This is a genomic window from Caenispirillum salinarum AK4, assembly GCF_000315795.1.
Lineage (GTDB): Bacteria > Pseudomonadota > Alphaproteobacteria > Rhodospirillales > Rhodospirillaceae > Caenispirillum > Caenispirillum salinarum.
Genome location: NZ_ANHY01000029.1, coordinates 20,847 through 43,907, shown reverse-complemented (window position 1 = coordinate 43,907; position 23,061 = coordinate 20,847). Strand labels below are relative to the sequence as shown.

Annotated in this window: 16 protein-coding genes and 1 pseudogene; 6 read left to right on the top strand and 11 right to left on the bottom strand. The window is 68.3% G+C overall.

What is annotated here, in order from left to right:
* The 11 genes and pseudogenes from C882_RS24805 to fliF all read right to left on the bottom strand — a co-directional run.
* Nucleotides 1-1,393, bottom strand: a pseudogene (locus C882_RS24805) (hypothetical protein); the annotation flags it as partial.
* Nucleotides 1,394-1,405: 12 nt separating this feature from the next.
* Nucleotides 1,406-2,206: a MinD/ParA family protein gene (locus tag C882_RS21150; RefSeq protein ID WP_009542727.1), complete on the bottom strand. Its 801-nt coding sequence runs from the start codon at nt 2,204-2,206 to the stop codon at nt 1,406-1,408.
* Nucleotides 2,203-3,258 (bottom strand): flagellar biosynthesis protein FlhF, encoded by a 1,056-nt coding sequence (locus C882_RS21145; protein ID WP_009542726.1) that lies wholly within the window; start codon nt 3,256-3,258, stop codon nt 2,203-2,205. Before C882_RS21145 ends, C882_RS21150 begins: the two co-directional genes overlap by 4 nt.
* Nucleotides 3,259-3,561: 303 nt before the next feature.
* Entirely contained in the window at nt 3,562-5,271 is a 1,710-nt protein-coding gene (locus C882_RS21140; protein WP_009542725.1) for a tetratricopeptide repeat-containing sulfotransferase family protein, read from the bottom strand.
* 51 nt (nt 5,272-5,322) lie between these two features.
* On the bottom strand, nt 5,323-7,548 hold the full coding sequence (flhA, locus tag C882_RS21135) for a flagellar biosynthesis protein FlhA (RefSeq protein ID WP_009542724.1): 2,226 nt from the start codon (nt 7,546-7,548) through the stop codon (nt 5,323-5,325).
* A gap of 42 nt (nt 7,549-7,590) precedes the next feature.
* Nucleotides 7,591-9,039 (bottom strand): sigma-54-dependent transcriptional regulator FlbD, encoded by a 1,449-nt coding sequence (gene flbD, locus C882_RS21130; RefSeq protein ID WP_009542723.1) that lies wholly within the window; start codon nt 9,037-9,039, stop codon nt 7,591-7,593.
* A gap of 57 nt (nt 9,040-9,096) precedes the next feature.
* Nucleotides 9,097-9,912 (bottom strand): motility protein A, encoded by an 816-nt coding sequence (locus C882_RS21125; RefSeq protein ID WP_009542722.1) that lies wholly within the window; start codon nt 9,910-9,912, stop codon nt 9,097-9,099.
* A 7-nt stretch (nt 9,913-9,919) separates the two neighbouring features.
* On the bottom strand, nt 9,920-10,300 hold the full coding sequence (gene fliN, locus C882_RS21120) for a flagellar motor switch protein FliN (protein ID WP_009542721.1): 381 nt from the start codon (nt 10,298-10,300) through the stop codon (nt 9,920-9,922).
* 69 nt (nt 10,301-10,369) lie between these two features.
* Nucleotides 10,370-11,485, bottom strand: a complete 1,116-nt coding sequence (locus tag C882_RS23650) for a FliH/SctL family protein (protein ID WP_009542720.1) — start codon at nt 11,483-11,485, stop codon at nt 10,370-10,372.
* Nucleotides 11,486-11,539: 54 nt separating this feature from the next.
* Nucleotides 11,540-12,559 (bottom strand): flagellar motor switch protein FliG, encoded by a 1,020-nt coding sequence (gene fliG, locus C882_RS21110; protein ID WP_009542719.1) that lies wholly within the window; start codon nt 12,557-12,559, stop codon nt 11,540-11,542.
* A gap of 62 nt (nt 12,560-12,621) precedes the next feature.
* Nucleotides 12,622-14,241, bottom strand: a complete 1,620-nt coding sequence (gene fliF, locus C882_RS21105) for a flagellar basal-body MS-ring/collar protein FliF (RefSeq protein ID WP_009542718.1) — start codon at nt 14,239-14,241, stop codon at nt 12,622-12,624.
* A gap of 444 nt (nt 14,242-14,685) precedes the next feature.
* On the opposite strand from fliF, the gene C882_RS23645 reads away from it, so the two are divergent.
* The 6 genes from C882_RS23645 (at nt 14,686) to C882_RS21075 (ending at nt 23,028) form a co-directional block, all read left to right on the top strand.
* Entirely contained in the window at nt 14,686-16,878 is a 2,193-nt protein-coding gene (locus C882_RS23645; protein ID WP_009542717.1) for a flagellin N-terminal helical domain-containing protein, read from the top strand.
* 336 nt (nt 16,879-17,214) lie between these two features.
* Nucleotides 17,215-19,419 carry a flagellin N-terminal helical domain-containing protein gene (locus tag C882_RS23640; protein WP_009542716.1) on the top strand — a complete coding sequence of 735 codons (2,205 nt, stop codon included), beginning with the start codon at nt 17,215-17,217 and terminating at the stop codon, nt 19,417-19,419.
* Between the two features lie 647 nt (nt 19,420-20,066).
* Nucleotides 20,067-20,498, top strand: coding sequence for a flagellar biosynthesis regulator FlaF (gene flaF, locus C882_RS21090; RefSeq protein WP_009542715.1), 432 nt, complete (start codon nt 20,067-20,069; stop codon nt 20,496-20,498).
* Nucleotides 20,482-20,988, top strand: a complete 507-nt coding sequence (gene flbT / locus C882_RS21085; protein ID WP_009542714.1) for a flagellar biosynthesis repressor FlbT — start codon at nt 20,482-20,484, stop codon at nt 20,986-20,988. The genes flaF and flbT overlap by 17 nt, the downstream gene beginning before the upstream one ends.
* Nucleotides 20,975-21,781 carry a DUF1217 domain-containing protein gene (locus C882_RS21080; RefSeq protein WP_009542713.1) on the top strand — a complete coding sequence of 269 codons (807 nt, stop codon included), beginning with the start codon at nt 20,975-20,977 and terminating at the stop codon, nt 21,779-21,781. The genes flbT and C882_RS21080 overlap by 14 nt, the downstream gene beginning before the upstream one ends.
* A gap of 89 nt (nt 21,782-21,870) precedes the next feature.
* Nucleotides 21,871-23,028, top strand: coding sequence for a DegT/DnrJ/EryC1/StrS family aminotransferase (locus C882_RS21075; protein WP_009542712.1), 1,158 nt, complete (start codon nt 21,871-21,873; stop codon nt 23,026-23,028).
* The last annotated feature ends 33 nt before the right edge of the window (nt 23,029-23,061 follow it).

The following is a 23,061-nucleotide window of genomic DNA, read 5'->3' as shown; positions in this document are numbered from 1 at the left end:
CGGCTTGGCTCGGCTGCTGGGCCGGCTGCTGCTGGGGCGGCTGGTTCTGCGGCGCCGGTTGTTGCGATTGGGCCTGCGCCGGCTGGGGCGCCGGCTGGGCGGTGCGCGGGGCGGCCTGGCTCGGCTGTTGGGCCGGCGGTTGCTGGGCGGGCTGGCTCTGCGGTGCCGGCTGCTGGGGCTGGCCCTGCGTCGGCTGGGGTGCCGGCCGGGCGGTGCGCGGGGCGGCCTGATTCGGCTGTTGGGCCGGCGGCGGTTGCTGGGCGGGTTGGCTTTGCGGTGCCGGCTGTTGCGGCTGCGCCTGTGTCGGCTGGGGTGCGGGCTGGGCGGCGCGCGGGGCGGCTTGGCTCGGCTGCTGGGCCGGCTGTTGCTGGGTGGGCTGGCTCTGCGGCGCCGGCTGCTGGGGCTGGGCCTGCGTCGGCTGGGGCGCCGGCTGGGCGGCGCGCGGGGCGGCCTGGCTCGGCTGTTGGGCCGGCGGTTGCTGGGCGGGCTGGCTCTGCGGTGCCGGCTGCTGGGGCTGGCCCTGCGTCGGCTGGGGTGCCGGCTGGGCGGTGCGCGGGGCGGCCTGATTCGGCTGTTGGGCCGGCGGCTGTTGCTGGGCGGGCTGGCTCTGCGGCGCCGGCTGTTGCGGCTGCGCCTGTGTCGGCTGGGATGCGGGCTGAGCGGCGCGCGGGGCGGCCTGGTTCGGCTGCTGGGCCGGCTGTTGCTGGGCGGGCTGGCTTTGCGGTGCCGGCTGCTGGGGCTGAGCCTGTGTCGGCTGCGGAGCCGGCTGAGCGGCGCGCGGGGCGGCCTGGCTCGGCTGTTGGGCCGGCGGCTGTTGCTGGGCGGGTTGGCTTTGCGGTGCCGGCTGTTGCGGCTGGGCCTGCGCTTGCGGCGGCTGTGACGTCACCGCCGGTCGGGCTGCTGGCTCCTTCAGGACGATCGCCAGGAGGCCTTCGCTGCGGGACAGGTTCAGGCTGTCGGCGCCGGTCGTCGCGCCCGCCGTCCCCGCCGTCGCCGGAGCGGGCGGTGAGGGAGCCGCTCGCGCCCGGAGCGCTGCCGCGCGGGCCTGCATCTCTGGCAGGGCCTGGGCGAGCGGGCGGCCCCCCACCTCGGTCACGCGCAGGGCCGTGGCATCGGGCTGTTGCGCCGTCACCTGAAGCGTCAGCCGCGTGCCCTCGGGCATGGGCGGGAGGCTGGTGCGCAGGGTGAAGGTGGTGTCCGTTCCCGCCATGCGCACTTCGGCCACGCCCCGGTTGGTGGCGGTGACGGTGCCCTCGATCTTCGCCGCCGGCGGCAGGGCCTTCACGGCGGGCGGCGGGCGCGGTGCGGTGGCCGACGCGGGCGAGGGCGGCGCCGGCTGGGTGGGTCGAGCGGGCGACGGTCGCTGGGGCGGCGGCGGAAGCGGTTGCGACATGCCGCCCCTCCGCTACAGCTTCAGCAGCCGGTCGGCGACGCCCTCCACGTCCAGCGCGGCCTCGGCGTTGGGGTGGCGGGTGAGGATGGGCGTCTGGTTGCGGATCGCCTCGCGCACCCGCATGTCGCGGCGCACGATGCCCAGAAGCGGCGGGTTTATCTTCAGGAATCCCTGGCAGGCTTTCTGAAGTGTCTGGTAGGTGCGCTCGCCCTCGCGGGTGGAGTTGGCGGCATTGATGATGACGCGGATGTCCACCCCCGGCCGCTCCATGGCCGTGACCTTGATGAAGGCGTAGGCGTCGGTCAGCGACGTCGGCTCGTCGCTGGTCACCACGATGATGGTGCCGGCCGAGCGTGCCAGGTGGCGGACGCTCTTTTCCACGCCCGCACCCAGGTCCAGGATCACGCGGTCGTACTTCTGCGCCATCAGCGCCAGGTCGTCGGCCAGGATCTGGAGGCGGCTGGCGGGAATGTTCGCCAGCGAGCCGGAACCCGAGCGCCCGGCCAGCACGTCGAACCCGCCCGGTTCATAGCGCATGACAGCCTGGTTGAGCGTCATCTTGCCGGCCACCACGCTGCCCAGGTCGAAGCGCGGCATCAGCCCCAGCTGGATGTCGACGTTGGCCAGCCCCAGGTCGCCGTCGAACAGCAGCGTGTGCTGGCCCCGGCGCGAGATGGCGTGGGTGAGCGTGATGGCGAACCACGTCTTGCCCACGCCCCCCTTGCCGGAGGCGATGGCGACGATGTTGCGACCTTTCTGCCGCCCCGAGGGACGCGGCGCCAGGGCGGGCACGGCGTCGGAAGAGGTGGTCATGACTGGCGAGCCTCGTTCCAAGCGTTGAATTCTTTCGTTCTTGCGGGCGCGGCGCGCACAGGCGCCGGCTCGGGTGTCGCGGCATGTTCTATGCCGGAGGACTCGCCGGGCGGGACGATCAGCCTTGCGAGTGAAACAGGATTGATGGAGCACAAGCCGTTGGCGACGTGCGGATTGACCGACACCTCGCTGAACATGAGCTGCCCGGCGTCGGCGGCGGAAAGAATGGCACCCAGGCGGCGCGTCATGTCCAGCCGGGTCGCCAGCAGGCGGGTGGCGCCGGCGCCGGCAAAGGCCTCGGCGATCTCGGCGGCCTCCACGGGGTCGCCGCCGGCGGCCATCACCAGGATCGGCTCCACGTCGACGGAGTCGATCAGGTCGCGCAGGAAGCTCATGTCGTTGTCGTTGAAGGGGTTGAGGCCGGGGCTGTCGATGAAGGTCAGGTCCTGCATCCCCAGCGTCTCGTCCAGGATGTCGCGCAGGGAGTCGGGGCCGCGCGCCTTGTACAGCTCGATGTCCAGGATGCGGGTGAAGGCGCTCAGCTGCTCCATGGCGCCGGCGCGCACGGAATCGGCGGTGATGACGGATACCGCCCGGCCCGCCAGGCGCGTGCGGGCGGCCAGCTTGGCCACCGTGATGGTCTTGCCTGCACCCGGCGGTCCGACGATGAGGAACGGGCGCGGTGCCTGGCGCGCGGGCAGCGGCGCGAAGGCGAAATGTTCGTCCAGCGCGGCGGCGCAGGCCATGGTCGGCTCGCTGACGTCCAGGGCGCGCACCCGGCCCACCAGGCGCTCCAGCAGTCCGGGGACCACGCCATGATAGTCCAGGCAGTCGCGCACGGTTTCGGCGATGGGCGAGGGCTCGGTGCCCGACAGGACGGTTTCGATTTCGTCGTCGAGCGCCATGGGTTCTTCCATGGCGGCGGTGATGCGCACACCCTGGCCGCCGGCCGCGCGCTGGGTGGAGACGATGATGGCATCGTCCCCCAGCTCCTCGCGGACCAAGGCCATGGCCTCGGCCATGGAGTCGGCGGCGTAGCTTTTAAGGCGCATTCACGAATCCCTGACGTGTCGCGGACGACCGTCCGCCACACCGTTATGGCATCGGAAGTGTTACCATTCGGTTCATGCCCCTGCCACGATAATCACACCGTCGGCGACTCCTGAAGCCCGCTGGCGGGTTTTGACGTGGTGTCACGGGGTGGCGCTGTCCCCTGCGGCGTCATGAGGAGTCCGGTCCGGCCAATCGAATGAGGTGGTTTAGGCGGGATGCTTGCTTCAAGCCCGGGCGCTGCTGTTCGCGCATGGCCGGCACGGTCGGTCGCCACCCCCGGTGCCGGAGGTCGCGCAGCGGTGCTAGAGGATCGGCGCCAGCGCGTCGCGCAGGGGCGCCAGGTGGTCGCCGTACTTCTGCCATGCCTTGACGCTGGAGGTGTACATCCGGCGCCTCACCTGCGTGGCGCTGGCCGTGCGCACGGCACGCCGGGTCTTGTGGAAGTCCAGCACCCGCTCGTCCCATTCCAGGCCGCAGTGCGCGAGCAGCCGGCGCGACTGGCCCTCCTGGTCGCTCACCAGATCCTCGTAGCGGCAGGTGAAGACCCGGTCGCCCAGCAGGCGGCGGTGTTCGGCCATCAGGTCATGGCAGGCGAGATGCACCGCCGCAATGTCCTGCAGGTCGAAGCCGAAGCTGAAATCGCTGTCGGAGAACAGCGTCTTGTAGATGGACAGGCCGACGTCCATCGGATCGCGCTGCATGTGGATGATCCGGGCGTTGGGAAACGCCCGCGCGATCCAGGCGAGCCAGATGAAATTGAACGGCATCTTGTCGACCACGCGCAGGGTCTCCGGCCCCGTGTGGCGGTCGAGGAGGCGCCCGTACTCGGCGATGAGGCGCGGTGAGGCATCGGGCGTGATCCGTCCGTCGGTCAGCCACCGGCCGAGCGTCTTGCCGATGAGCGCCACCTCTCCGGCGCCCTCCACGGCGGGATGGCTGGCGAGGATCTGTTCCGCCAGGCTGGTGCCCGAGCGCGGCATCCCGACGATGAAGATCGGCCGCTCGTCCGGCGACGGCTGCGGGATCATCCGTGACAGCAGCGGCTCGACGAACAGGCGGGCGGCGTGACGCATGGCGGCGGCGCGGTCTGCTCCATCGCCGCCGATCGCCTGCCGCTGCCGGTCGTTGGCCGTGCGGAGAAGGGCGAAGGCCTCGTCGTAGGCGCCGATGTCCTCCAACGCCTTGGCCAGCGCAAACTCGACATGCGTTCTTTCGTCCGGCGCCAGGTCGCCCTTGCCGAGCACCGTCCGCATGGCCTCCATATGGGGGTGCCCGGCGGTGTAGCGGCGCTGGGCGGCAAGCATGCGGTGGGCATTGCCGAGCGTCGGCCGCAGCCGCACGGCCTCTTCAAAATCCCGTTCGGCCTCCGCCATGCGTCCCATGTCGAAATAGAGCTGCCCGCGGTTGTTGAAGGCCGGCGCCTGGTGCGGTGCCAGTGCGACCACGGCATCGTAGGCGGCCAGCGCGTCTTCCAGGCGGCCGGCGGCCTGGTACATGCGCGCCAGGTTGGTCTTCAGAACGGCGTCATCCGGTGCGAGCGCCGCCGCCTGCTCCATGGCCTCCAGCGCCTCGTCCTCCAGGCCCGCGGTCCAGGCGGCGTCGGCCAGTGCCTCGTGACGCCCCGGGTCATCGGGTTGCACGCGGGCGGCGTGTGCCAGGACCGCCGATGCCGCCTCCGGCTTGCGCTGGGCGAGAAACACCTCGCCCAGAACCTCGTAGAGCGGCAGGGCGTCGGGAAGTTTTTCCGCCAGGGCGCGGGCCTGCGCCTCCGCCTCCTGCACGGCGCCTTCGTGGCACAGGGTCCGCAGCGCGTCGACTGCCTCGGCCGGAAGCGCCTGTTCCGCCTGCTCGGCCCGCTCCGCGAGGCGATCCAGGCCGGCCTTCGCCTCGGCCTCGTGCTGTCCCGCCGAGGCCAGCGCATCGAACAGAAGGGCAGCCTTCATGGGGTCGTCGTTGCGCTCCGCCGCCTTCGCCAGGGCCAGTGTGCGTTCGGGGGATGGAGGCTGGGTCATTGGTCTCTCCGTGCCGAAGCGCCCTCGCGGGGGCAGGGAAAGGCCAGATCGTCAGATCTGGCCCAGGGTGCGGATCTTGGCCTTGGGGTGGATCTCGTTCTGCGACATCACCGGCGTCAGCGGGCGGAAGCGCTCGACGATGGAGCGCACGTAGGGGCGGATCATTGGGCTGGTCAGCAGCACCGGCGTCTCGCCCTGCTGGGCCAGGCGCTCGAAGGTCTGGCGGGTGTTGACGATGAACTGCTGCAGCTTGGACGGGTTCATGGCCAGTTGCTTCTCCTCGCCCTGGCCGACCAGCGCCTCGGCGAAGGCCTGCTCCCACTCCGGCGACAGGGTGACCAGCGGGATGACGCCGTTGTCGTCGGAATGGGCGTCGGAGAGCTGGCGCGCCAGGCGGGTGCGGACGTGCTCGGTGATGGAGGTCAGGTTGCGGGTCGCGCCGGCGGCCTCGGCCATGCCCTCCAGGATGCTGGGCAGATCGCGGATGGAAACGCGCTCGGCCAGCAGGTTCTGCAGCACCCGCTGCACGCCACCCAGCGAGATCTGCGACGGCACAAGGTCGCCGATCAGCTTCTGGTGTTCCTGGTCCAGGTCGTCCAGCAAGCGCTGGGTGTCGGCGTAGGACAACAGGTCCGGCATGTTCTCGCGGACGATTTCCGTCAGATGGGTGGTGATGACCGTCGGCGGGTCCACCACCGTATAGCCGCGGAACAGCGCTTCTTCCCGGTTGGCGGGGTCGAGCCAGATGGCGGGCAGGCCGAAGGTGGGCTCGCGCGTCTTCTCGCCGGGCAGGCCGATGTCCTCGCCGCGCGGGTCCATGACCAGCAGCATGTTGGGCCGCAGGTCGCCCTTGCCCGCCTGCACCTCCTTGATGAACACGCCATAGGAGTTGGCGGGAAGCTGCATGTTGTCCTGGATGCGCACGCTGGGCATGACGAAGCCGGTCTCCACCGCCAGCGCCCGGCGCAAGGCCTTGATCTGGTCGGTCAGGCGCTGGTTGGCGCCGCCGTTGATCATGGCCAGCAGGCCGTAGCCCAGTTCCAGGCGGATCTGGTCGATCTTCATGGCCTCGGAGATCGGCTCCTCCTCCACCGGCGGCGGATGGTCGCCGGCGGGCGCGGGCGAGCCGTCGGGGCGGGTGCGCGGCGCACCGCCCGGCCCGCCGGTGGCTGCGGCGGCCGCTTCCTCGGCGGCCTCGCGGTCCTGCTTCTTGCCCAGATAATAGGCCGCGCCGGCCGTGATGCCGGCCAGGAACAGGAAGGGCAGGGCCGGCGTGCCCGGCAGCAGCGCCAGGGCGACGGCCAGGCCGGACGACATGCCGAGCGCCTTCGGATACGAGGTGAACTGGCCGACCAGGGCCTTTTCCGTGCTTTCGGTCAGGCCGCCCTTGGACACCATGATGCCGGCCGCGACCGAGATGATCAGCGCCGGGATCTGGCTGACCAGCCCGTCGCCCACGGTCAGGCGGGTGTAGGTGTCGGCGGCCTGGGCGAAGGACAGGTCGGACTGCACCATGCCGATGATCATGCCGCCGACCACGTTGATGCCGGTGATGATCAGGCCGGCGATGGCGTCGCCGCGCACGAACTTCGACGCACCGTCCATGGCGCCGAAGAAGTCGCTTTCCTTCTGGATGTCCTGGCGGCGCTGGCGGGCCTCGGACTCGTCGATCAGGCCCGACGACAGGTCGGCGTCGATGGCCATCTGCTTGCCGGGCATGGCGTCCAGGGTGAAGCGGGCCGTCACCTCGGCGATACGTGTCGAGCCCTTGGTGATGACCATGAAGTTCACCAGGATCAGGATCGCAAAGACAATGACGCCGATGACGAAGTTGTTGCCCATGATGAAGCCGCCGAACGCCTGGATCACGTCGCCGGCGGCCCCTGGTCCCTCGTGCCCGTTGGCCAGGATCAGGCGCGTCGACGCCAGGTTCAGCGACAGGCGGAACAGCGTGGCGATGAGCAGCACCACGGGGAAGACGTTGAACTCCAGCGCACGCTCGATGAAGATCGTCGTCATCAGGATGAGCACGCTGAGCGTGATGGACATCGCCAGCAGGACGTCCAGCATCCATGGCGGCAGCGGCAGGATCAGGACCACCAGGATCATGATCACGCCGGCGGCGAACATGATGTCGCCACGGCTGCCCGCCTTGAGCAGCGCCGACTTGGCGTTGCCCCTGGTCATCTGGCCCTTGATGGCGCCGATGCGCCCGCCGCCGGCGCCTGCGCCCGCGGCAGCGGGTTCGACCGACTGGCCCGACCCTTCCTCAGCCATTCTTCATACTCCGGGACATCATCAAGAGGCACACCACCGCCGTCACAGGCTCTGGTGGCCCCGGTCGCCCTCGCCGGACGGGGACGGCACGGGCAGGCCCTGGTCGGTGTAGAGCTTCAGCTTGTTGCGCAGGGTGCGGATGGAAATGCCGAGGATGTTGGCGGCATGGGTGCGGTTGCCCAGCGTGTGCTTGAGCGTCTCGATGATAAGGTCGCGCTCCACGTCCGCCACGGTGCGGCCCACCAGCGCCGCCGTGCCGTCGCCGGCCGCGCCGCCCTGGCCTTGACCGGCCGCGCCGGCCTGCGCCGCCTGGTGCCGGGCCAGCGCCGAGGTCGGGGCGGCGGCGGAAGAGGACGCCGGCGCCCCGCCGCCGACCGTCTCGCGCGCCAGCGGCTGGGCGTCGGGCAGCAGGATGGCGTCGGGGCCGATCTCGTCGGCGCCGGCCAGCAGCACGGCGCGGTGCATGGTGTTCTCCAGCTCGCGCACGTTGCCCGGCCAGCGGTAGGCCTTGAGAAGCTGAAGCGCTGCGGCCGACAGCGGCCGGCGCGGCATCTCGTTGGCCTCGGCGAACTTGTTGGCGAAGTGCTCGGCCAGCGCCTCGATGTCGGCCGGACGCTCGCGCAGGGGCGGCAGGGCCAGGTTCACGACGTTGAGGCGGAAGTAGAGGTCCTCGCGGAAGGAGCCCTCGCGCACCGCTTCCTGAAGGTTGCGGTTGGAGGTGGCGATGAGGCGCACGTTGACCTTGACCGGCGTGTTGGAGCCGACGCGGTCGATTTCCTTTTCCTGGATGGCGCGCAGCAGTTTGGCCTGCAGGCGCACGTCCATCTCGCTGATTTCGTCGAGCAGCAGGGTGCCGCCGTGGGCTTCCTCGAACTTGCCGATGCGGCGTGCCACGGCGCCGGTGAAGGCGCCCTTCTCGTGGCCGAACAGCTCGCTTTCCAGCAGGTTGTCGGGAATAGCCGCGCAGTTCACCGCGATGAACCGCCCCTTGGCGCGGCGGCTTTTTTCGTGGACGAAGCGGGCCATCAGCTCCTTGCCGGTGCCGGACTCGCCGGTGACCAGGATGGAGGCTTCCGACGGCGCCACCTGCTCGGCCATCTTCATGGACCGCTGCATGGCGGGGTCGCGGAAGATGATGGAGCGGCTGTCCTCGGTCACCGCCTGAAGGACGGCGGCGATGAGTTCCGGCTCCGGGGGCAGCGGGATGTATTCCTTGGCGCCGGCCTTGATGGCGCGCACGGCGGCCTTGCTGTCGCTCGCCACACCGCAGGCGACGACGGACACGCTCATGTGTTCGGCAGCCAGGCCGGTGATGAGGGCCTCCACGTCCAGTGCCACGTCGACCATGACGAGGTCGGCACCTTGCGTGCGCAGGACCTCCAGGCCGCGCGGGATATCGTCGGCCTGCACCACCTGCGCGCCGCGGGCGACGGCGATGCGGCTCGCGGCGCCGATCTGCCCGCCCAGGGACCCGATGATCAGAAGACGCATCCTATCTCTCTCCCACGCATGCCGTTCTTGTTCGTATCGGTCATGTAACGGTTGTCGTCAGTCGAAGACGCTGACGCGGCTGCCCGGCGGCAGCACGCTGTTGATCTGCATTTCCAGCCGCCGGGGATTGTCCTTACGGCCGATGGACAGGACGCCCAGCAGGTGCACGCGGGCCACCAGATGCTCGTCGGTGGCGTTGCGCTCCAGCTTGGAGGCCAGCGGCGTGAACACCACAGTGCCCAGGATGGCGCCGTAGAAGGTGGTCAGCAGCGCCACGGCCATGCTGGGGCCGATGGTCGACGGGTCGTCCAGGTTGCCGAGCATCTGCACCAGGCCGATCAGCGTGCCGATCAGGCCCATGGCCGGCGCGATTTCGGCCGCCTTGCGCAGCACCCCGACGGCGATGCGGCTGCGGTGCACGGCCGCCGACAGCTCATGGCGCAGGATGGCCTCGACCTCCGCTTCCGGCAGCCCGTCGATCACCAGCGACAGGCCCTTGTGCAGGATCGGCTCGCGCTTGAGAAGGTCCAGCGCCGGGCCCTGCATCTTCAACAGCCCCTGGCGGCGCGCCACGTCGGCCAGCCCGAGCACGCGCATGGCGGCTTCTTCCGGCGCCCGGGGCGACGGGCGGACGGTGGTGCGCAGGACCGACAGCGTGCGGCGGATGTCGCCGATCGAGAAACAGGCGGTGGTGACCAGCATGGTGCCGCCGATGACGATCAGCACCGCCGGCACGTCCACGAAGGAGGCCGCCGAGCCGCCCAGCAGCAGCGCCGCGCCGATCAGCACGGCGGCGCCGCCCAGGCCCAGCACGGTCGCCAGGTCCAGTGCGGGGCGGCCGGGGCGCGCCGGTATGTCCAGGCCGTCGGCCATGATGGGCTCAGCTCCGGTCCGTCTTGATGATCTCGGTCATGGTGATGCCCAGGCGCTCCTCGACCACCACCACCTCGCCGCGTGCGACCAGGCGGTTGTTGACGTAGATGTCGATGGCCTCGCCCACCTTGCGGTCCAGTTCCACCACCGCGCCGCGGCCCAGCTTGAGAAGCTGGTTGACCTGCATGGACGACTTGCCCAGCACCGCCGAGACCTGCACGGGGATGTCGTAGACCGCTTCCAGGTCGGCGGCGGAGCGCGGCTTGTCGGGCACGTCCGACGGCTCGTCCTCCAGGTCCTCCAGGCCGCCCTCGGCGGGCACCGGCGTCTGGTCGCCGTTCAACTCGTTGAGGTCGAGGTCGTTGTTGTTCTCGCGTTCGTCAGCCATGTCTCAACTCTCTTTTCGCGGTCCGCCGGCCTGCGGCGGTGGCGGCTGTGGGGCGGCGGCGATGGCCGGTCACCCGTCGGTTCCATTGCGTGCCTCGGGCGCCTCGGGCTCTTCCCCGGTCCCGGCCGGCGCATCGGCGTCCGTTTCCGTCTCCGGGTCCGGCTGCCCGCCGTCGCCTTCGGCATCCGGTGCGGGCGCGTCATAGGCGCCCTCGGCCTCGCGGGCGGCGACGTCGGCCTCGGCCTGTTCGCGGGCGCGGTCCTTCGCGCGCTCCATGGCGGCGTGCTCGGCCTCGGCCAGGGCCTCTTCCTTGAGGCGCGGGAAGGCCTCCTCGGCGGCGCGCTCGGCCTCGGCGAAGTCGCCCGTCAGGCCGCTTTCGCCGACGACGTTGCGGTCGATGATCTCCAGCACCTCGGACCATGTGCGGGCGGTGTCCTTCTCGACGCCGCCGTCGCCCCATTCCATGCGGGCGTCGCCGGGCTGGATCTGCGGGTCGTCGGTGACCACCAGCTTGCCCTCGAATCCGGCGTCCTCCACCACCGGGCGGATGGCGGTGCGGGTCTGTTCGGCCAGCGCCGGATGGACGCGCACCACCAGCCGGGGCTGGTCGATGACGGTGGGCACCACGCGCCGCACCAGGGCCTCGATCTCCTCCACGCCGTGGCGGGCGGCGATGATGGGCAGCACCCGGCGGCACACGGCGACGGCGATCTCGGCCGCCATGGGCTCCAGCCGCTGATAGGGCTCGTCGATGGTGCCCGCCATCTGCCGCAACTGCTGGGCGATGAAGTGCAGGCTTTCCGCCATCAGGCGCTCGGTGGCGGCCTCGGCCTCCTGCAGGGCGGCGGTATGGCCGGCGACGTAGGCCTCGTCGCGGGCGGCTTCCAGGTCCTGCTCGCTGAAGGTGGGCGCCGGCGGTTCCTCGGGCTCGGGCTCGGGTTCCGGCTCGGCCTGGTCCTGTTCGGCGGCTTCGGCTTCGGCCTGCGCGGCGGCCTCGGCCTCGGCGGCGGCGTCCGCTTCGGCCTGTTCCTGGGCGGCGGCGACGGCGTCGTCCAGCCGCGTGTCCTCCATGGGACGCGGGTCGGGCGGCACCGTCGTGTAGGAATCCCGCACGGCGTCATCACCGTCGAGGTTCAGGTCGAAGGTGAACTTGCGGATCGCGCTCTGTTTAGGCATGGCGGCCATGGAAGGCGACGTCCTCGGCGGAAGCGGAGTGGGGGCGGGCGGCGAGCGGCATCATCAGTAGATGAGCTCGTCGTCCTCCTTGCCCTCGGAGATGACGATCTGGCCGGAGTTGGCGAGTTCCTTGGCCAGGGCGACGATGATGTTCTGGGCCTCGTCCACCTCGCGCAGGCGCACGGGGCCGAGGGCGTCCATGTCCTCCTTGAGCATCTTGCCGGCGCGCTCGGACATGTTCTTGAAGAACAGATCCTTGATGCCGTCCGACGCACCCTTGAGGCCGAGCGCCAGCTTGTCCTTCTCCACATGGCGCAGCAGAGTCTGGATGCCCTGGCTGTCGATGCGGTTGAGGTCCTCGAAGGTGAACATGAGCTGCTTGATCTTCTCGGCGCTCTCGCGGTTGCGCTCTTCCAGGGCCGAGAGGAAGCGGCTTTCGGTGTTGCGGTCCAGGTTGTTGAAGATGTCCGCCATCATCTCGTGGGCGTCGCGGCGCGCGGTGCGGGCGAGGTTGGACATGAATTCCGTGCGCAGGGTCTTTTCCACGCCGTCCAGCACTTCCTTCTGGACCGCCTCCATGTGCAGCATGCGCATGATGACTTCCATGGCGAAGCCTTCCGGCAGCAGGGCCAGAACGCGGGCGGCGTGGTCGCCCTTGATCTTGGACAGCACGACGGCGACCGTCTGCGGGTATTCGTTCTTCAGGTAGTTGGCGAGCACCTGCTCGTTCACGTTGCCCAGCTTGTCCCACATGGTGCGGCCGGCGGGACCGCGGATTTCCTCCATGATGAGGTCCACGCGATCCTTCGGCAGCGACTTGGCCAGCAGGCGCTCGGTGCTTTCATAGGAGCCCACCAGCGAACCCGTGTTGGACATGGCGTCGGCGAATTCCACGAACAGCCGTTCCACCAGCGAGGAGGACACCGTGCCCAGGTTGGCCATGATCTGCGACAGCTCGCGGATCTCGTCGTCGTCCATCATGGCGAACAGCTTGGAGGAGTGCTCGTCGCCCAGCGACAGCATCATGATGGCGGCCTTCTGCGGCCCGGTGAGGCTGCGGTAGTCTTCCTTGACGCGTCCCACGGTTCTTCTCCTTCGTCGATGCCGCCCGGCGGGGGTCCGGGCGGATCGCGGCTGTCAGGCGATCAGGCTTCCTGGTAGAGCCAGTTGCGGATGATGGACAGGGCTTCCTCGGGGTGCTTGTCGACGATCTCGCCGATCTTGCGCAAGCTGGAGGCGCGCACGCGGCCTTCCACCTTGTCGATGTCGATCAGCTCGTCGGCCTCCATCTCCTCGTCCACGGGCACGGGCATGGAGCCCGGACCGGTCAGCTGCGGCACGCCGGCGGCGGCGTCGGCCGACAGCATGTCGGCCTCGTCGGGCGCGGCGGACTCGAAGGCGCGGGTGACCAGCGGACGCACCACCAGCAGGATCACAAGGATGGCGACGATGGCGATGCCGAGACCCTCGGCCATCTTCATGATCTCGTCCTTGGTGAAGCCCATGAACGTCCACGCGTCCTCGGGCATGAAGTCGTCCAGGCTGGTGAAGCGCATGTTGATGACTTCCACCTGGTCGCCGCGCTGGGCGTCGTAGCCGACGGCGGAGCGCACCAGCGTGGCGATCTTGTCCATCTGCTCGTCGCTGCGCGGCACGTAGGTGCGGGTGCCGTCCTCGGCCACGTCATAGGTGCCGTCGACCAGCACGGCGATGGACAGGCGCTCGATCTCGCCGCCGTCGCTGACGGAGTTCACCACGCGCTTGGAAATCTCGTAGTTGACCGTTTCCTCGGTGCGGCTCTCGCTGGAGGTGGCGGTGGGGCCGCCGGCGTTGAGGTTGGCGTCGGGCAGGTTGTTCTGCACCGTCACCGCGCCCGGGTCGTTCTCCCGCGTCTGGGCCTGTTCCTCCAGGTTGACGGTGGAGCGCGGCACGGCGCTCTCGGGATCGAAGATCTCCTCTTCCGTCACCGTGCGGTCGAAGTCCATGTCGGCGCGCACCTCGGCGCGGGCCTTGCCGGGGCCGACGGTCTGTTCGAGCAGCTGCTCGATGTTGCGGGCCAGGCGCTGCTCGGTCTTCAGGCGCATTTCCTCGCGCGTGAAGGCCAGCATGTCGCCGTCGTCCTCGAAGTTGCGCGACAGCAGCGTGCCGGCCTCGTCGACGATGGAGATGCGCGAGGGCTTGAGCTGCGGCACCGCGGCGGCCACCAGCTGCTGGATGGCGTTGACCTGGCCCTGGTCCAGGCGGCCGGTCTTCATCTTGATGTAGATGGAGGCCGACGGCTCCTGCGTCTCGCGCGAGAACAGTTCGCGTTTGGGCATGACCAGGTGGACGCGGGCGGCCTTGACGCTGTCGATGGCGGCGACGGTGCGCGCCAGTTCACCTTCCAGCGCGCGCACCAGGTTCACGTTCTGCATGAAGTTGGTGGCGCCCAGGCTGTCCATCTCGTCGAATACTTCATAGCCCACCGTGGCGCCGCCCGTGGCGAACTCGGCCAGCGACACCCGCTGGCGCAGCACCTGGTCGGCCCCGACGTAGATGTCGGCACCGCCGTTGCGCAACTCGTACGGAATGTTCTGCGCTTCCAGCTCCTGCACGATGCGGTTGCTGTCCACGGCCTCCAGGTTGCCGTACAGCAGCTCCATGGGCGTGGCGGTGAAGCGCGTGGCGAAGTAGATGATGAAGGCCAGGAGGCCGACGCCCACGCCCGCCAGCGCGGCCAGGCGCATGGGGCCGAGGTTCTTGAGCTGCGTGAGAAGCGCGTTCACGGGATGGCGTCCTGCTCGACGAATGGTGTGCCGGGCACCCCCTCCGGCCGCCCGGCGGGTACCCCCTCTGTCTTAGCGCGGAGGGTAGGAGGGCCTTATTAAAGAAGACGTTAACGGTGGGCAAAATTTGCCCGCCCCCGTCGCCGCCCCCGGACACAATTGCCGGGGCGGAATCTCGTGCCGCCCGAAACCGTCCCGGGTCCGGACACGCCACGGGCCGCGGCGGGCAGGGCAGGGGCGGGCGTGGTGGCGGCGTAAAAAGACTCAGTGGCGACAACGAGTCGCATCCCTGTTCGCGTCTGGCGTGGGATGTGCGAGGGGTGCCGCATCCGGGCCGTGACGGGATCATCGGTGGCAGTTGGCACGCTGTTTGAATAGGTCGGCGTCGGCAATCTCATGCCGCAGAAGGCGGCCCCGCCATACTCGGAACCGGAGTTAGAAGAGATGACCTCGTCCATTCTCACCAATGCCAGCGCGATGACCGCGCTGCGGGTGTTGAACTCGATCAACAAAGATCTTGCCACCACCCAGAACCGAATCTCGACCGGCCTGAAGGTCTCCAGCGCCAAGGACAACGCCTCCTTCTGGGCGGTGTCCAGCGTGATGAAGTCCGACGTCAACAGCTTCAAGGCCATCGGCGACAACCTGTCGCTGGCCGAGAACAGCCTGTCGGTGGCCCGCACGGGCGCCGAACAGATCACCAAGCTGATCGACACCATCAAGTCGAAGACGACGGCGGCCCAGGAAGGCTCCATCGACAAGGGCGCCCTGCAGGCGGACATCGACGCCGCGCTGGACCAGATCAGCGAGATCACCAAATCGGCCAACTTCAACGGCGTCAAGCTGCTGGAGACCACGTCGAAGGTGCGCCTGCTGTCGTCCATCGGCCGTGACGGCTCCAACGTCGACGCCAGCTACATCAGCTTCACGTCGCAGGACCTGACCTTCGCCCCGCGCGGCGGCCTGGAGAGCATCGCCGGCCTGTCGGTGCTCGACCGCGGCGACAGCCTGGTGGAGAGCAAGACGGACGGCGTGCCCGAGTACAACATGGGTGCGCTGAACAGCCAGACGTTCTTCATGGACGCCAACAAGTTCACGTTCGACACCGACAACACCGACAACGACTTCACGCTGACCTACAGCACCGGCACGGCGACCAGCGACACCAGCACCAGCGCCTTCGCCGACGTCAGCGACGGCAACGACCTGGCTTCGCAGCTGGCCGGCAGCGCCGACGTGGTGAACGCCACCTGGGACAACACCGAGGGCCTGACCGTCAAGCTCGCCAACGGCTATGACTTCAGCGCGCTGTCGGTGGCGACCGGCGCCGGCATTACGGCGCAGGTCGACGACTCGGTGGTCTACACGGCCAAGGCCGGGCAACAGGTCACGTTCAACTACGTCGATGAGGAAGGCGTCAACCGCACGCTGACCCACACGCTGCAGAACAACATCGTCTCCAGCGACGACGGCGCCCTGGCGCTGGTCGACGAGCTGAACGGCAACGAGGACTTCGCCGACCTCTTCCGCATCAGCTTCGACAACGGCGAATTCAAGATCTCCGCCAAGGATCGCGAGACCGACGTCGAGCTGAAGGACTGGAGCGGCCCGATGTTCACCACGCCCGGTGACGTCGTGACCTTCGCGCCCAGCAGCTACAACCTGGACACGGACAACACCGACAACGACTTCGTCCTGACCTACCGCGACCTCAACGGGTCGCTTCAGACGAGCGCGGTGGCCGACGTGGACGCCACGGCCCTGGGAACCACGGCGACGGCGCTGGCCGGCACCAACTTCATCAAGAACGCGTCCTGGGACAGCACCAACGGCCTGACCATGGCGCTGGAAGCCGGCTACGAGTTCGTCAGCATGCAGCCGACCGCGGCGGCGACCGGTGAAGGCGTGACCTTCGCCTCGGAGCCGACCTTCGAGGGGATGAGCATCGTCGAGCGCAACGAAATGTCCTTCCAGGACCAGCCGCTGCGCCTGGGCGAGGAGATCACCCTCAACTACACGGTCAACGGCACCCAGAAGGAGGTCGTGCTGCGCGTCACCGGGCAGGATACCGACACCGGCGCGCGCCTGGACGACCAGTCCAACCCGAACCGGATCGAACTGGCCCTGGACGCCCGCGAGGTGACGCACGCCAGCACCACCGGCAGCAAGATCGTCGAGGAGATCGTTGCGGCCCTGCAGGGCGGCAACCTGCCCAGCTCGTTCGGGCTGAGCAACGACTCGGCGAGCGCGCCGTCCTTCGGGACGAACCTGTATTACACCAACAACAACAACACGATCACCTTCGAGACCGCCGGCACCGGCATCGACAGCCTGGACGTGACCGGACTGCCGATCACCGACTACGACCAGCTGCTCGACAACCTGGAAGAGGCCATGCAGGTGGCGACCGACGCCGCCGCCGCGCTGGGTTCCGCCCAGGGGCGCATTGAAATCCAGAAGGATTTCATCATGGAGCTGACCGACAACCTGGAAGAGGGCATCGGGACGCTGGTGGACGCCAACATGAACGAGGAGTCCGCGCGCCTCCAGGCCCTGCAGGTGCAGCAGCAGCTGGGCATCCAGTCGCTGTCCATCGCCAACCAGGCGCCGCAGGCCCTGCTTTCGCTCTTCCAGTAATCAAGGCGGAACAGGCCGCGAGAACAGCAAGGTCATACGCCGACTTCCGAGACCGGGGGGTGCGCCAGAACGGCGCGCCCCCTTCTCGCGTCCGGCGGAGGCAGCGGCGCGGCGGTGGCGCGGCGCGTGTGCGCGGTAAAATGGTGTGCGTTGGTCTGACGAATTCGATAATCCATTGATTTTATGGAATTAACGTCTTGTTCACCTTTGCGGTCACGGTGCAAAGGTGTTGCGGATGGCGCGGTCGTATGGCTTAATCCGACGCTGATGGGTCACCAATAGGGGTGGCCTGGCCCACAGAAGTGGGCCGCGGAACAGCCAGAAGGAAATTCCGCCATGTCTTCGTCGATTCTCACCAATGCCTCCGCGATGACCGCTCTGCGTGTCCTGGAAAGCACCAACCAGGACCTCGCCAAGACGCAGAACCGCATCGCGACCGGCCTGAAGGTGTCCAACGCCAAGGACAACGCCTCGTTCTGGGCCGTGTCGACCACCATGAAGGCCGACGTGAACACCCTGAAGGCCATCGGCGACAACCTGTCGCTGGCCGACAACTCGCTGGGTGTGGCGCGTAACGGCGCCGAGCAGATCACCAAGCTGATCGACACCATCAAGTCCAAGACCACCGCCGCCCAGGAAGGCTCCATCGACAAGGCCGCCCTGCAGGCCGACATCTCCGCCGCCCTGGACCAGATCGCCGAGATCACCAAGTCGGCCAACTTCAACGGCGTCAAGCTGCTTGAGGAAGCCACCGACGTGAGCCTGCTGTCGTCCATCGGCCGCGAGGGTTCGAACGTCGACGCCTCCTACATCTCCTTCCGCTCGCAGGACCTGTCGTTCAGCGCCGGCGGCGGCCTGGAGAGCATCGGCAGCCTGTCCGTGCTGGATCGCGGCGAGTCCCTGCTGTCCTCGGCCACCGACGGTGTCGCCGAGCAGGACATGGGTCCGCTGCAGGCGCAGTCCTGGTCCATCGATGCCGACAAGTTCACGTTCGACACCGACAACTCGGACAACGACTTCCAGCTGGTCTACAGCACCGGTGCGGCGACCTCCGACACCAGCGTGACCACCTTCGCCAACGCCACCGACGGCAACGACCTGGCCTCCATCATGGCCGCCTCGGCCGACGTCCTCAGCGCCAGCTGGGATGCCGAGACCGGTCTGTCGGTCAACATGGCGAACGGTTACGACTACTCGGCCATGACCGCCATCACGGGTGCCGGCATCACCGCCGCCCTGGACAACTCGACGGTCTACACCGCCAAGGCCGGTCAGGAGCTGACCTTCAACTACACCGACGAAGACGGTGTGGCGCGCACCCTGACGCACACCCTCAGCCAGAACATCACGGCTGACCAGGAAGGTGCGCAGGCCCTGGTGAACGAACTGAATGGGAACAGCGACTTCTCGGCGCTGTTCAACGTCCGGTACGACACCACCGACAGCGAACTGAAGATCAGCGCCAAGGATCGCGACACCGACGTGACCGTCACGGGCTGGAGCGGTGCGACCTTCGCCGATCCGGGCGAAGCCGTGAAGTTCGATGCGGCGACGTTCACCTTCGACACCGATGCCTCGGACAACGACTTCGTGCTGACCTACCGCGATGCCAGCGGCTCGACGGCCTCGACCGCCATCGGCAACGTGGACTCGGACAACCTGTCCGCTGCGGCCACCACGCTGCAGGGTGCGTCCTTCATCAAGAGCGCGAGCTGGGATGCCGAGAACGGCCTGACCATCGCTTTCGAAGCCGACCACAGCTTCGAGAACCTGGCGCTCGCCACCAGTGCCTCGGCTTCCGTGACCCTGGATGGCGGCACGGCTGCGGTGACCACGCCGGACGACACCGGCATCGCGGTCGAGCAGAAGCAGGAGATGTCCTTCCAGGATGCCCCGCTGCGTCTGGGCGAAGAAATCGCCTTCAACTACAGCGTCAACGGCACCAACAAGGAAGTCGTGTTCCGCGTCACGGGCAACGACACCGCGACCGGTACCCGTCTGGACGAGCAGGACAACCCGAACCGGATCGTCCTGGCCCTCGATGCCCGCGAAGTGACCTTCTCCGGCACCACCGGCGAGAACATCGCGAGCGAGATCGAGACGGCTCTGGCCCCGGCCAACCTGCCGTCGTCCTTCGGTCTCACCAGCGGTGCCCCCGCCGCGGGTACGAACGTCCAGTTCGCTGTCGACGGTGACAAGATCACCCTGACCACGGCTGCCAACGGCTTCGACACCCTGAGCACGGCCACCACGCCGGCGACCGACTACGACGCGCTCCTCGACAACATCGAGGAAGCCATGCAGACCGCGACCAACGCGGCCTCGCAGCTGGGTTCCGCCCAGGGTCGTATCGACATTCAGCAGGACTTCATCAGCGCCCTGACCGACAGCCTGGAAGAGGGCATCGGCACCCTGGTGGACGCCAACATGAATGAAGAGTCGGCCCGTCTGCAGGCCCTGCAGGTCCAGCAGCAGCTGGGCATCCAGGCCCTGTCGATCGCCAACCAGGCCCCGCAGCAGCTCCTGTCGCTGTTCCGCTAAGGATCACGACGGCAGCGTCTACGGACCGCCTCTCCTTTGGAGGCCGCACCGCAAGGTGCGGCCTCTTTTCTTTGTACGGCCGGCCGCACGGCTCTGCGCCCCGGCGGCACAAGCGGCACGGCTTCCGGACGTCCGGCCAGCATGGCTGTGAAGACGCCGCGCCGCCGCTGCGGGAGAAGAGGCGGGGCCGGCCGCGCGACGGAAGTATCGTCATCCAGCTCTCTCGGTCCGCGGTGGGGTGCTGCCCGGCAAGAAATGCCGGGTCGGTCATCCCTGCCGGTCAAAAACGGCCGGCGGGGGCGCCGTCGGCCGCGCCGGAGCGCGTCTCTGGTCCCCGGGCGCCGTATACCGCGCGCCTTTCCGAAGCTGCTGCCGCCTCAGGCCATCGGAGCGCGCCCGAGGCGCCGCGCGGGGACGGCGCCGGGCCGCATCGTCGGCCACCTGCCGATGTCCGAAGGATCAGCGGCGCGGGGGCGGTCACAGGGCGTCTTGCGGTGTGATCACGGCACGCTGCTTGCACAGCCATCGGCAGGATGGACCGCCGCGCCGTCGCGTCGCCGTCGCTCCGGTAAAGGACTTTTTAAGCCAACCGGTGTAAGACGGGAGACGGCCCTCCGCGGTCATCTGCGGAACAAGGAGTGAGTTCAATGAACGCTGGTGCTTATCAGTCCGCCGCCATGAAGCAGGGCGCCTACCAGACGGCCCAGAACGCGTCGGAAGATCCCCGCTCGCGCGAATACCGCCTGTTCATCCGCGTGACCGCGCAGCTGCAGCGGGCGCTGGACGAGCAGGACACCGGCCCCGTCCTGGGCCTGGCGCTGCACGAAAACCGCGTGCTGTGGAACGCCCTGATGGACGACCTCAGCCAGGAGGGCAACCGGATGCCCCGCGACCTGAAGGCGCAGCTGATCTCGCTGGGCATCTGGGTCAACCGGCACAGTTCCTCGGTCATGCGCGGCGACGCCACCGTCGGTCCGCTGATCGACGTCAACAAGATGATCATCACGGGTCTGGCGCAGCAGGCCGACAACGCGGACGCGCCCGAGCCGGTGGAGGCTGTCGGTGGCCTTAAAGCTTAACCTGAAGCCCGGCGAGAAGATCGTCATCAACGGCGCGGTCATCGTCAACGGCGACCGCAAGGCGTCGCTGGGCGTGAAGAACTTCGCCAACATCCTGCGCGAATCCGACGTCATGCAGGAAGAAGAGGCGAACACGCCCACCAAGCGTGCGTACTTCGCGGCCCAGTTGATGCTGCTCGATCCCGAGCACCGGGCCGACTACGAGGTCCCCTTCCGGCGCTACATGAAGGACCTGATCGGCGCCTTCACCAACCGCGACATGCTGGACCTGCTGCAACTGGCGCTGGAACATCATGATGCCGGGGACTACTATAAGATTCTCGCCGTACTCCGAAAGGTGATATCGTACGAAGAAGTCCTGTTGCAGTCCATCGAGGCCCGGCCCCTGCCGCCGCTGGTGGACGTCATCGAGGAAGAGGATGCCGCCCGGCACAAGCGCGGCAGGCGCAGCAGCCCAGAAGGGGTGGAGGAGCGCGATGATCATCAGTAACCTCGTCGCCGGCCTGGGCACGTCGTCGTTGACGGCCCACACGGTGCTGAACCGCGACATCGATCGGTACCGCCAGATCATGCGCGAGGATCCCGCCATCAAGCGGGAAACCGATTACATTCGGGAAAACATCGGCACCAAGGCCTCCATCGACGAGGTGACGGACGACTACCGGCTCTGGCAGTCCATCACCACGGCCTTCGGGCTGGAGGATCAGGCCTACGCCAAGGCCATGCTCAAGAAGGTCATCCGCGAGGGTGCGACCGATCGCGAGGCCATGGCCAACCAGATGGTCGACCCGCGCTACAAGGAACTGGCGTCCTTCTTCGAGTACGACAAGCTGGGCATGCTCAACGCCCAGAGCCCGAAGTGGGTGGACAAGCTGGTCGAGAAGTACGAGACGGCCCAGTTCGAGAAGGCCGTCGGCGAAAGCAACGAGAACCTGCGCCTCGCCATGTATTTCGAGCGCAAGGTGAAGTCCGTCAAAAGCTGGTACCAGATCCTGGGCGACAAGGCCATGTACCAGGTCGCGCTCAAGATGGGCGGCCTGCCGAAGGAATACGCCCAGGTCGACATCGACAAGCAGGCGGAGTACTTCAAGGACAAGCTGCCGCTGGAAGACCTGAAGGACCCGAAGAAGCTTGAAAAGCTGCTTCAGTCCTTCCTGGCCCGCGCCGATGCCGAGGACAACTCGGCCATGGCCAATCCCACGGTGCAGATCATGCAGTCGGCCACCAACACCGGCTTCAGCCCCATCGTCAGCATCGATCCCACCCTGTTCCTGAAGCTGTGACGGCTGTCGGGGAGCGGGCCGCCAGGCCCGGTCCGGCTGCCCCGGTGGCGGCACCCGTCGGCCTGAGCCAATCCCGGAGTTCCCGCATCATGCATGTTCGCCTGTTCAAGCCCAGCGTCGGCCAGGAAGAGCTGGATGCCATCGCGGATGTGTTCGACCGCGCCTGGCTCGGCCTCGGGCCCAAGGTTGCGGCGTTCGAGCAGGCCTGGGCGGAGTACGTGGACGCTCCGGCGGCGCTTGGCGTCAACTCGGCCACGGCGGCCCTGCATCTGGCGGTGACGGCGCTGGACCTGCCGCCGGGCAGCAAGGTGCTCGTGCCGTCCATGACCTTCGTCGCCAGCGCCCTGTCGGCGCTCTACAACGGACTGGACGTGGTGTTCGTCGACTGCGACCCCGAGACGCTGCAGATGGACCTGGACGACCTGGAGCGCCGCATCACGCCCGAGACGCGCGCCGTGGTCGCCGTCCACTTCGGCGGCTATCCGGTCGACATGCCGCGCCTGATGGAGATCGCCGGGCGCCGCGGCCTCAAGGTGATCGAGGACTGCGCCCATTGCGCCGGCGGCCGGCTCGACGGCCGGGCGCTGGGCACCTGGGGCGACCTGGGTTGTTTCTCGTTCGAGGAAAAGAAGTGCATGACCACCGGCGACGGCGGCATGCTGGTCGCCCGCGATCCGGCCCTGGTGGAGCGCGTGCGGCCCAACCGCTGGCTCGGCATCGACAAGGATACCTGGAAGCGCCAGACGGGCTACACGGCCGAAGGCGCCGATGATGCCCGCCACTGGCACTACGAGGTCGCCGAGGCCGGCTACAAGTACAACATGAACGATCTTGCCGCCGCCATCGGCCTGGTGCAGCTGAAGAAGCTGCCGGCCATGAACGCGCGGCGCGGCGCCTTGATCGCGCGCTATCTGGACGGCCTCGCCGATATGCCCGGCGTGCGTCCGTTGCTGCCCTATCAGCCCGATGCCGGCCACGCCTACTGGATCTTCGGCGTGCGGGTCGAGGCGGGCCGGCGCGATGACGTCATCCGCCACCTCAAGGCGCGCGACGTGGCGACTAGCGTCCATTACATGCCCCTGACCCTGCACCCGCTGTTCGCCGCCCATGCGGGCGCGACGCCGGTGGCCGAGTCCCTGTGGCACGAAATGATCACCCTGCCGCTGTTCCCGGACATGACGGACGAGCAGGTGGATTACGTGGTGGATGCGCTCAAGGAGGCCGGTGCGGCGCGCGCGCCGGTCTGACCGCAGGATTGGCGGGCGCGGTCGCCAGGGCGC

Excerpts from the sequence above, each read along its gene's own strand:
- C882_RS21150 (WP_009542727.1), bottom strand. The coding sequence starts at position 2,206 with ATGACCACCTCTTCCGACGCCGTGCCCGCCCTGGCGCCGCGTCCCTCG.
- C882_RS21145 (WP_009542726.1), bottom strand. The coding sequence starts at position 3,258 with ATGCGCCTTAAAAGCTACGCCGCCGACTCCATGGCCGAGGCCATGGCC.
- C882_RS21140 (WP_009542725.1), bottom strand. The coding sequence starts at position 5,271 with ATGACCCAGCCTCCATCCCCCGAACGCACACTGGCCCTGGCGAAGGCG.
- flhA (WP_009542724.1), bottom strand. The coding sequence starts at position 7,548 with ATGGCTGAGGAAGGGTCGGGCCAGTCGGTCGAACCCGCTGCCGCGGGC.
- flbD (WP_009542723.1), bottom strand. The coding sequence starts at position 9,039 with ATGCGTCTTCTGATCATCGGGTCCCTGGGCGGGCAGATCGGCGCCGCG.
- C882_RS21125 (WP_009542722.1), bottom strand. The coding sequence starts at position 9,912 with ATGGCCGACGGCCTGGACATACCGGCGCGCCCCGGCCGCCCCGCACTG.
- fliN (WP_009542721.1), bottom strand. The coding sequence starts at position 10,300 with ATGGCTGACGAACGCGAGAACAACAACGACCTCGACCTCAACGAGTTG.
- C882_RS23650 (WP_009542720.1), bottom strand. The coding sequence starts at position 11,485 with ATGGCCGCCATGCCTAAACAGAGCGCGATCCGCAAGTTCACCTTCGAC.
- C882_RS23645 (WP_009542717.1), top strand. The coding sequence starts at position 14,686 with ATGACCTCGTCCATTCTCACCAATGCCAGCGCGATGACCGCGCTGCGG.
- C882_RS23640 (WP_009542716.1), top strand. The coding sequence starts at position 17,215 with ATGTCTTCGTCGATTCTCACCAATGCCTCCGCGATGACCGCTCTGCGT.
- flaF (WP_009542715.1), top strand. The coding sequence starts at position 20,067 with ATGAACGCTGGTGCTTATCAGTCCGCCGCCATGAAGCAGGGCGCCTAC.
- C882_RS21080 (WP_009542713.1), top strand. The coding sequence starts at position 20,975 with ATGATCATCAGTAACCTCGTCGCCGGCCTGGGCACGTCGTCGTTGACG.
- C882_RS21075 (WP_009542712.1), top strand. The coding sequence starts at position 21,871 with ATGCATGTTCGCCTGTTCAAGCCCAGCGTCGGCCAGGAAGAGCTGGAT.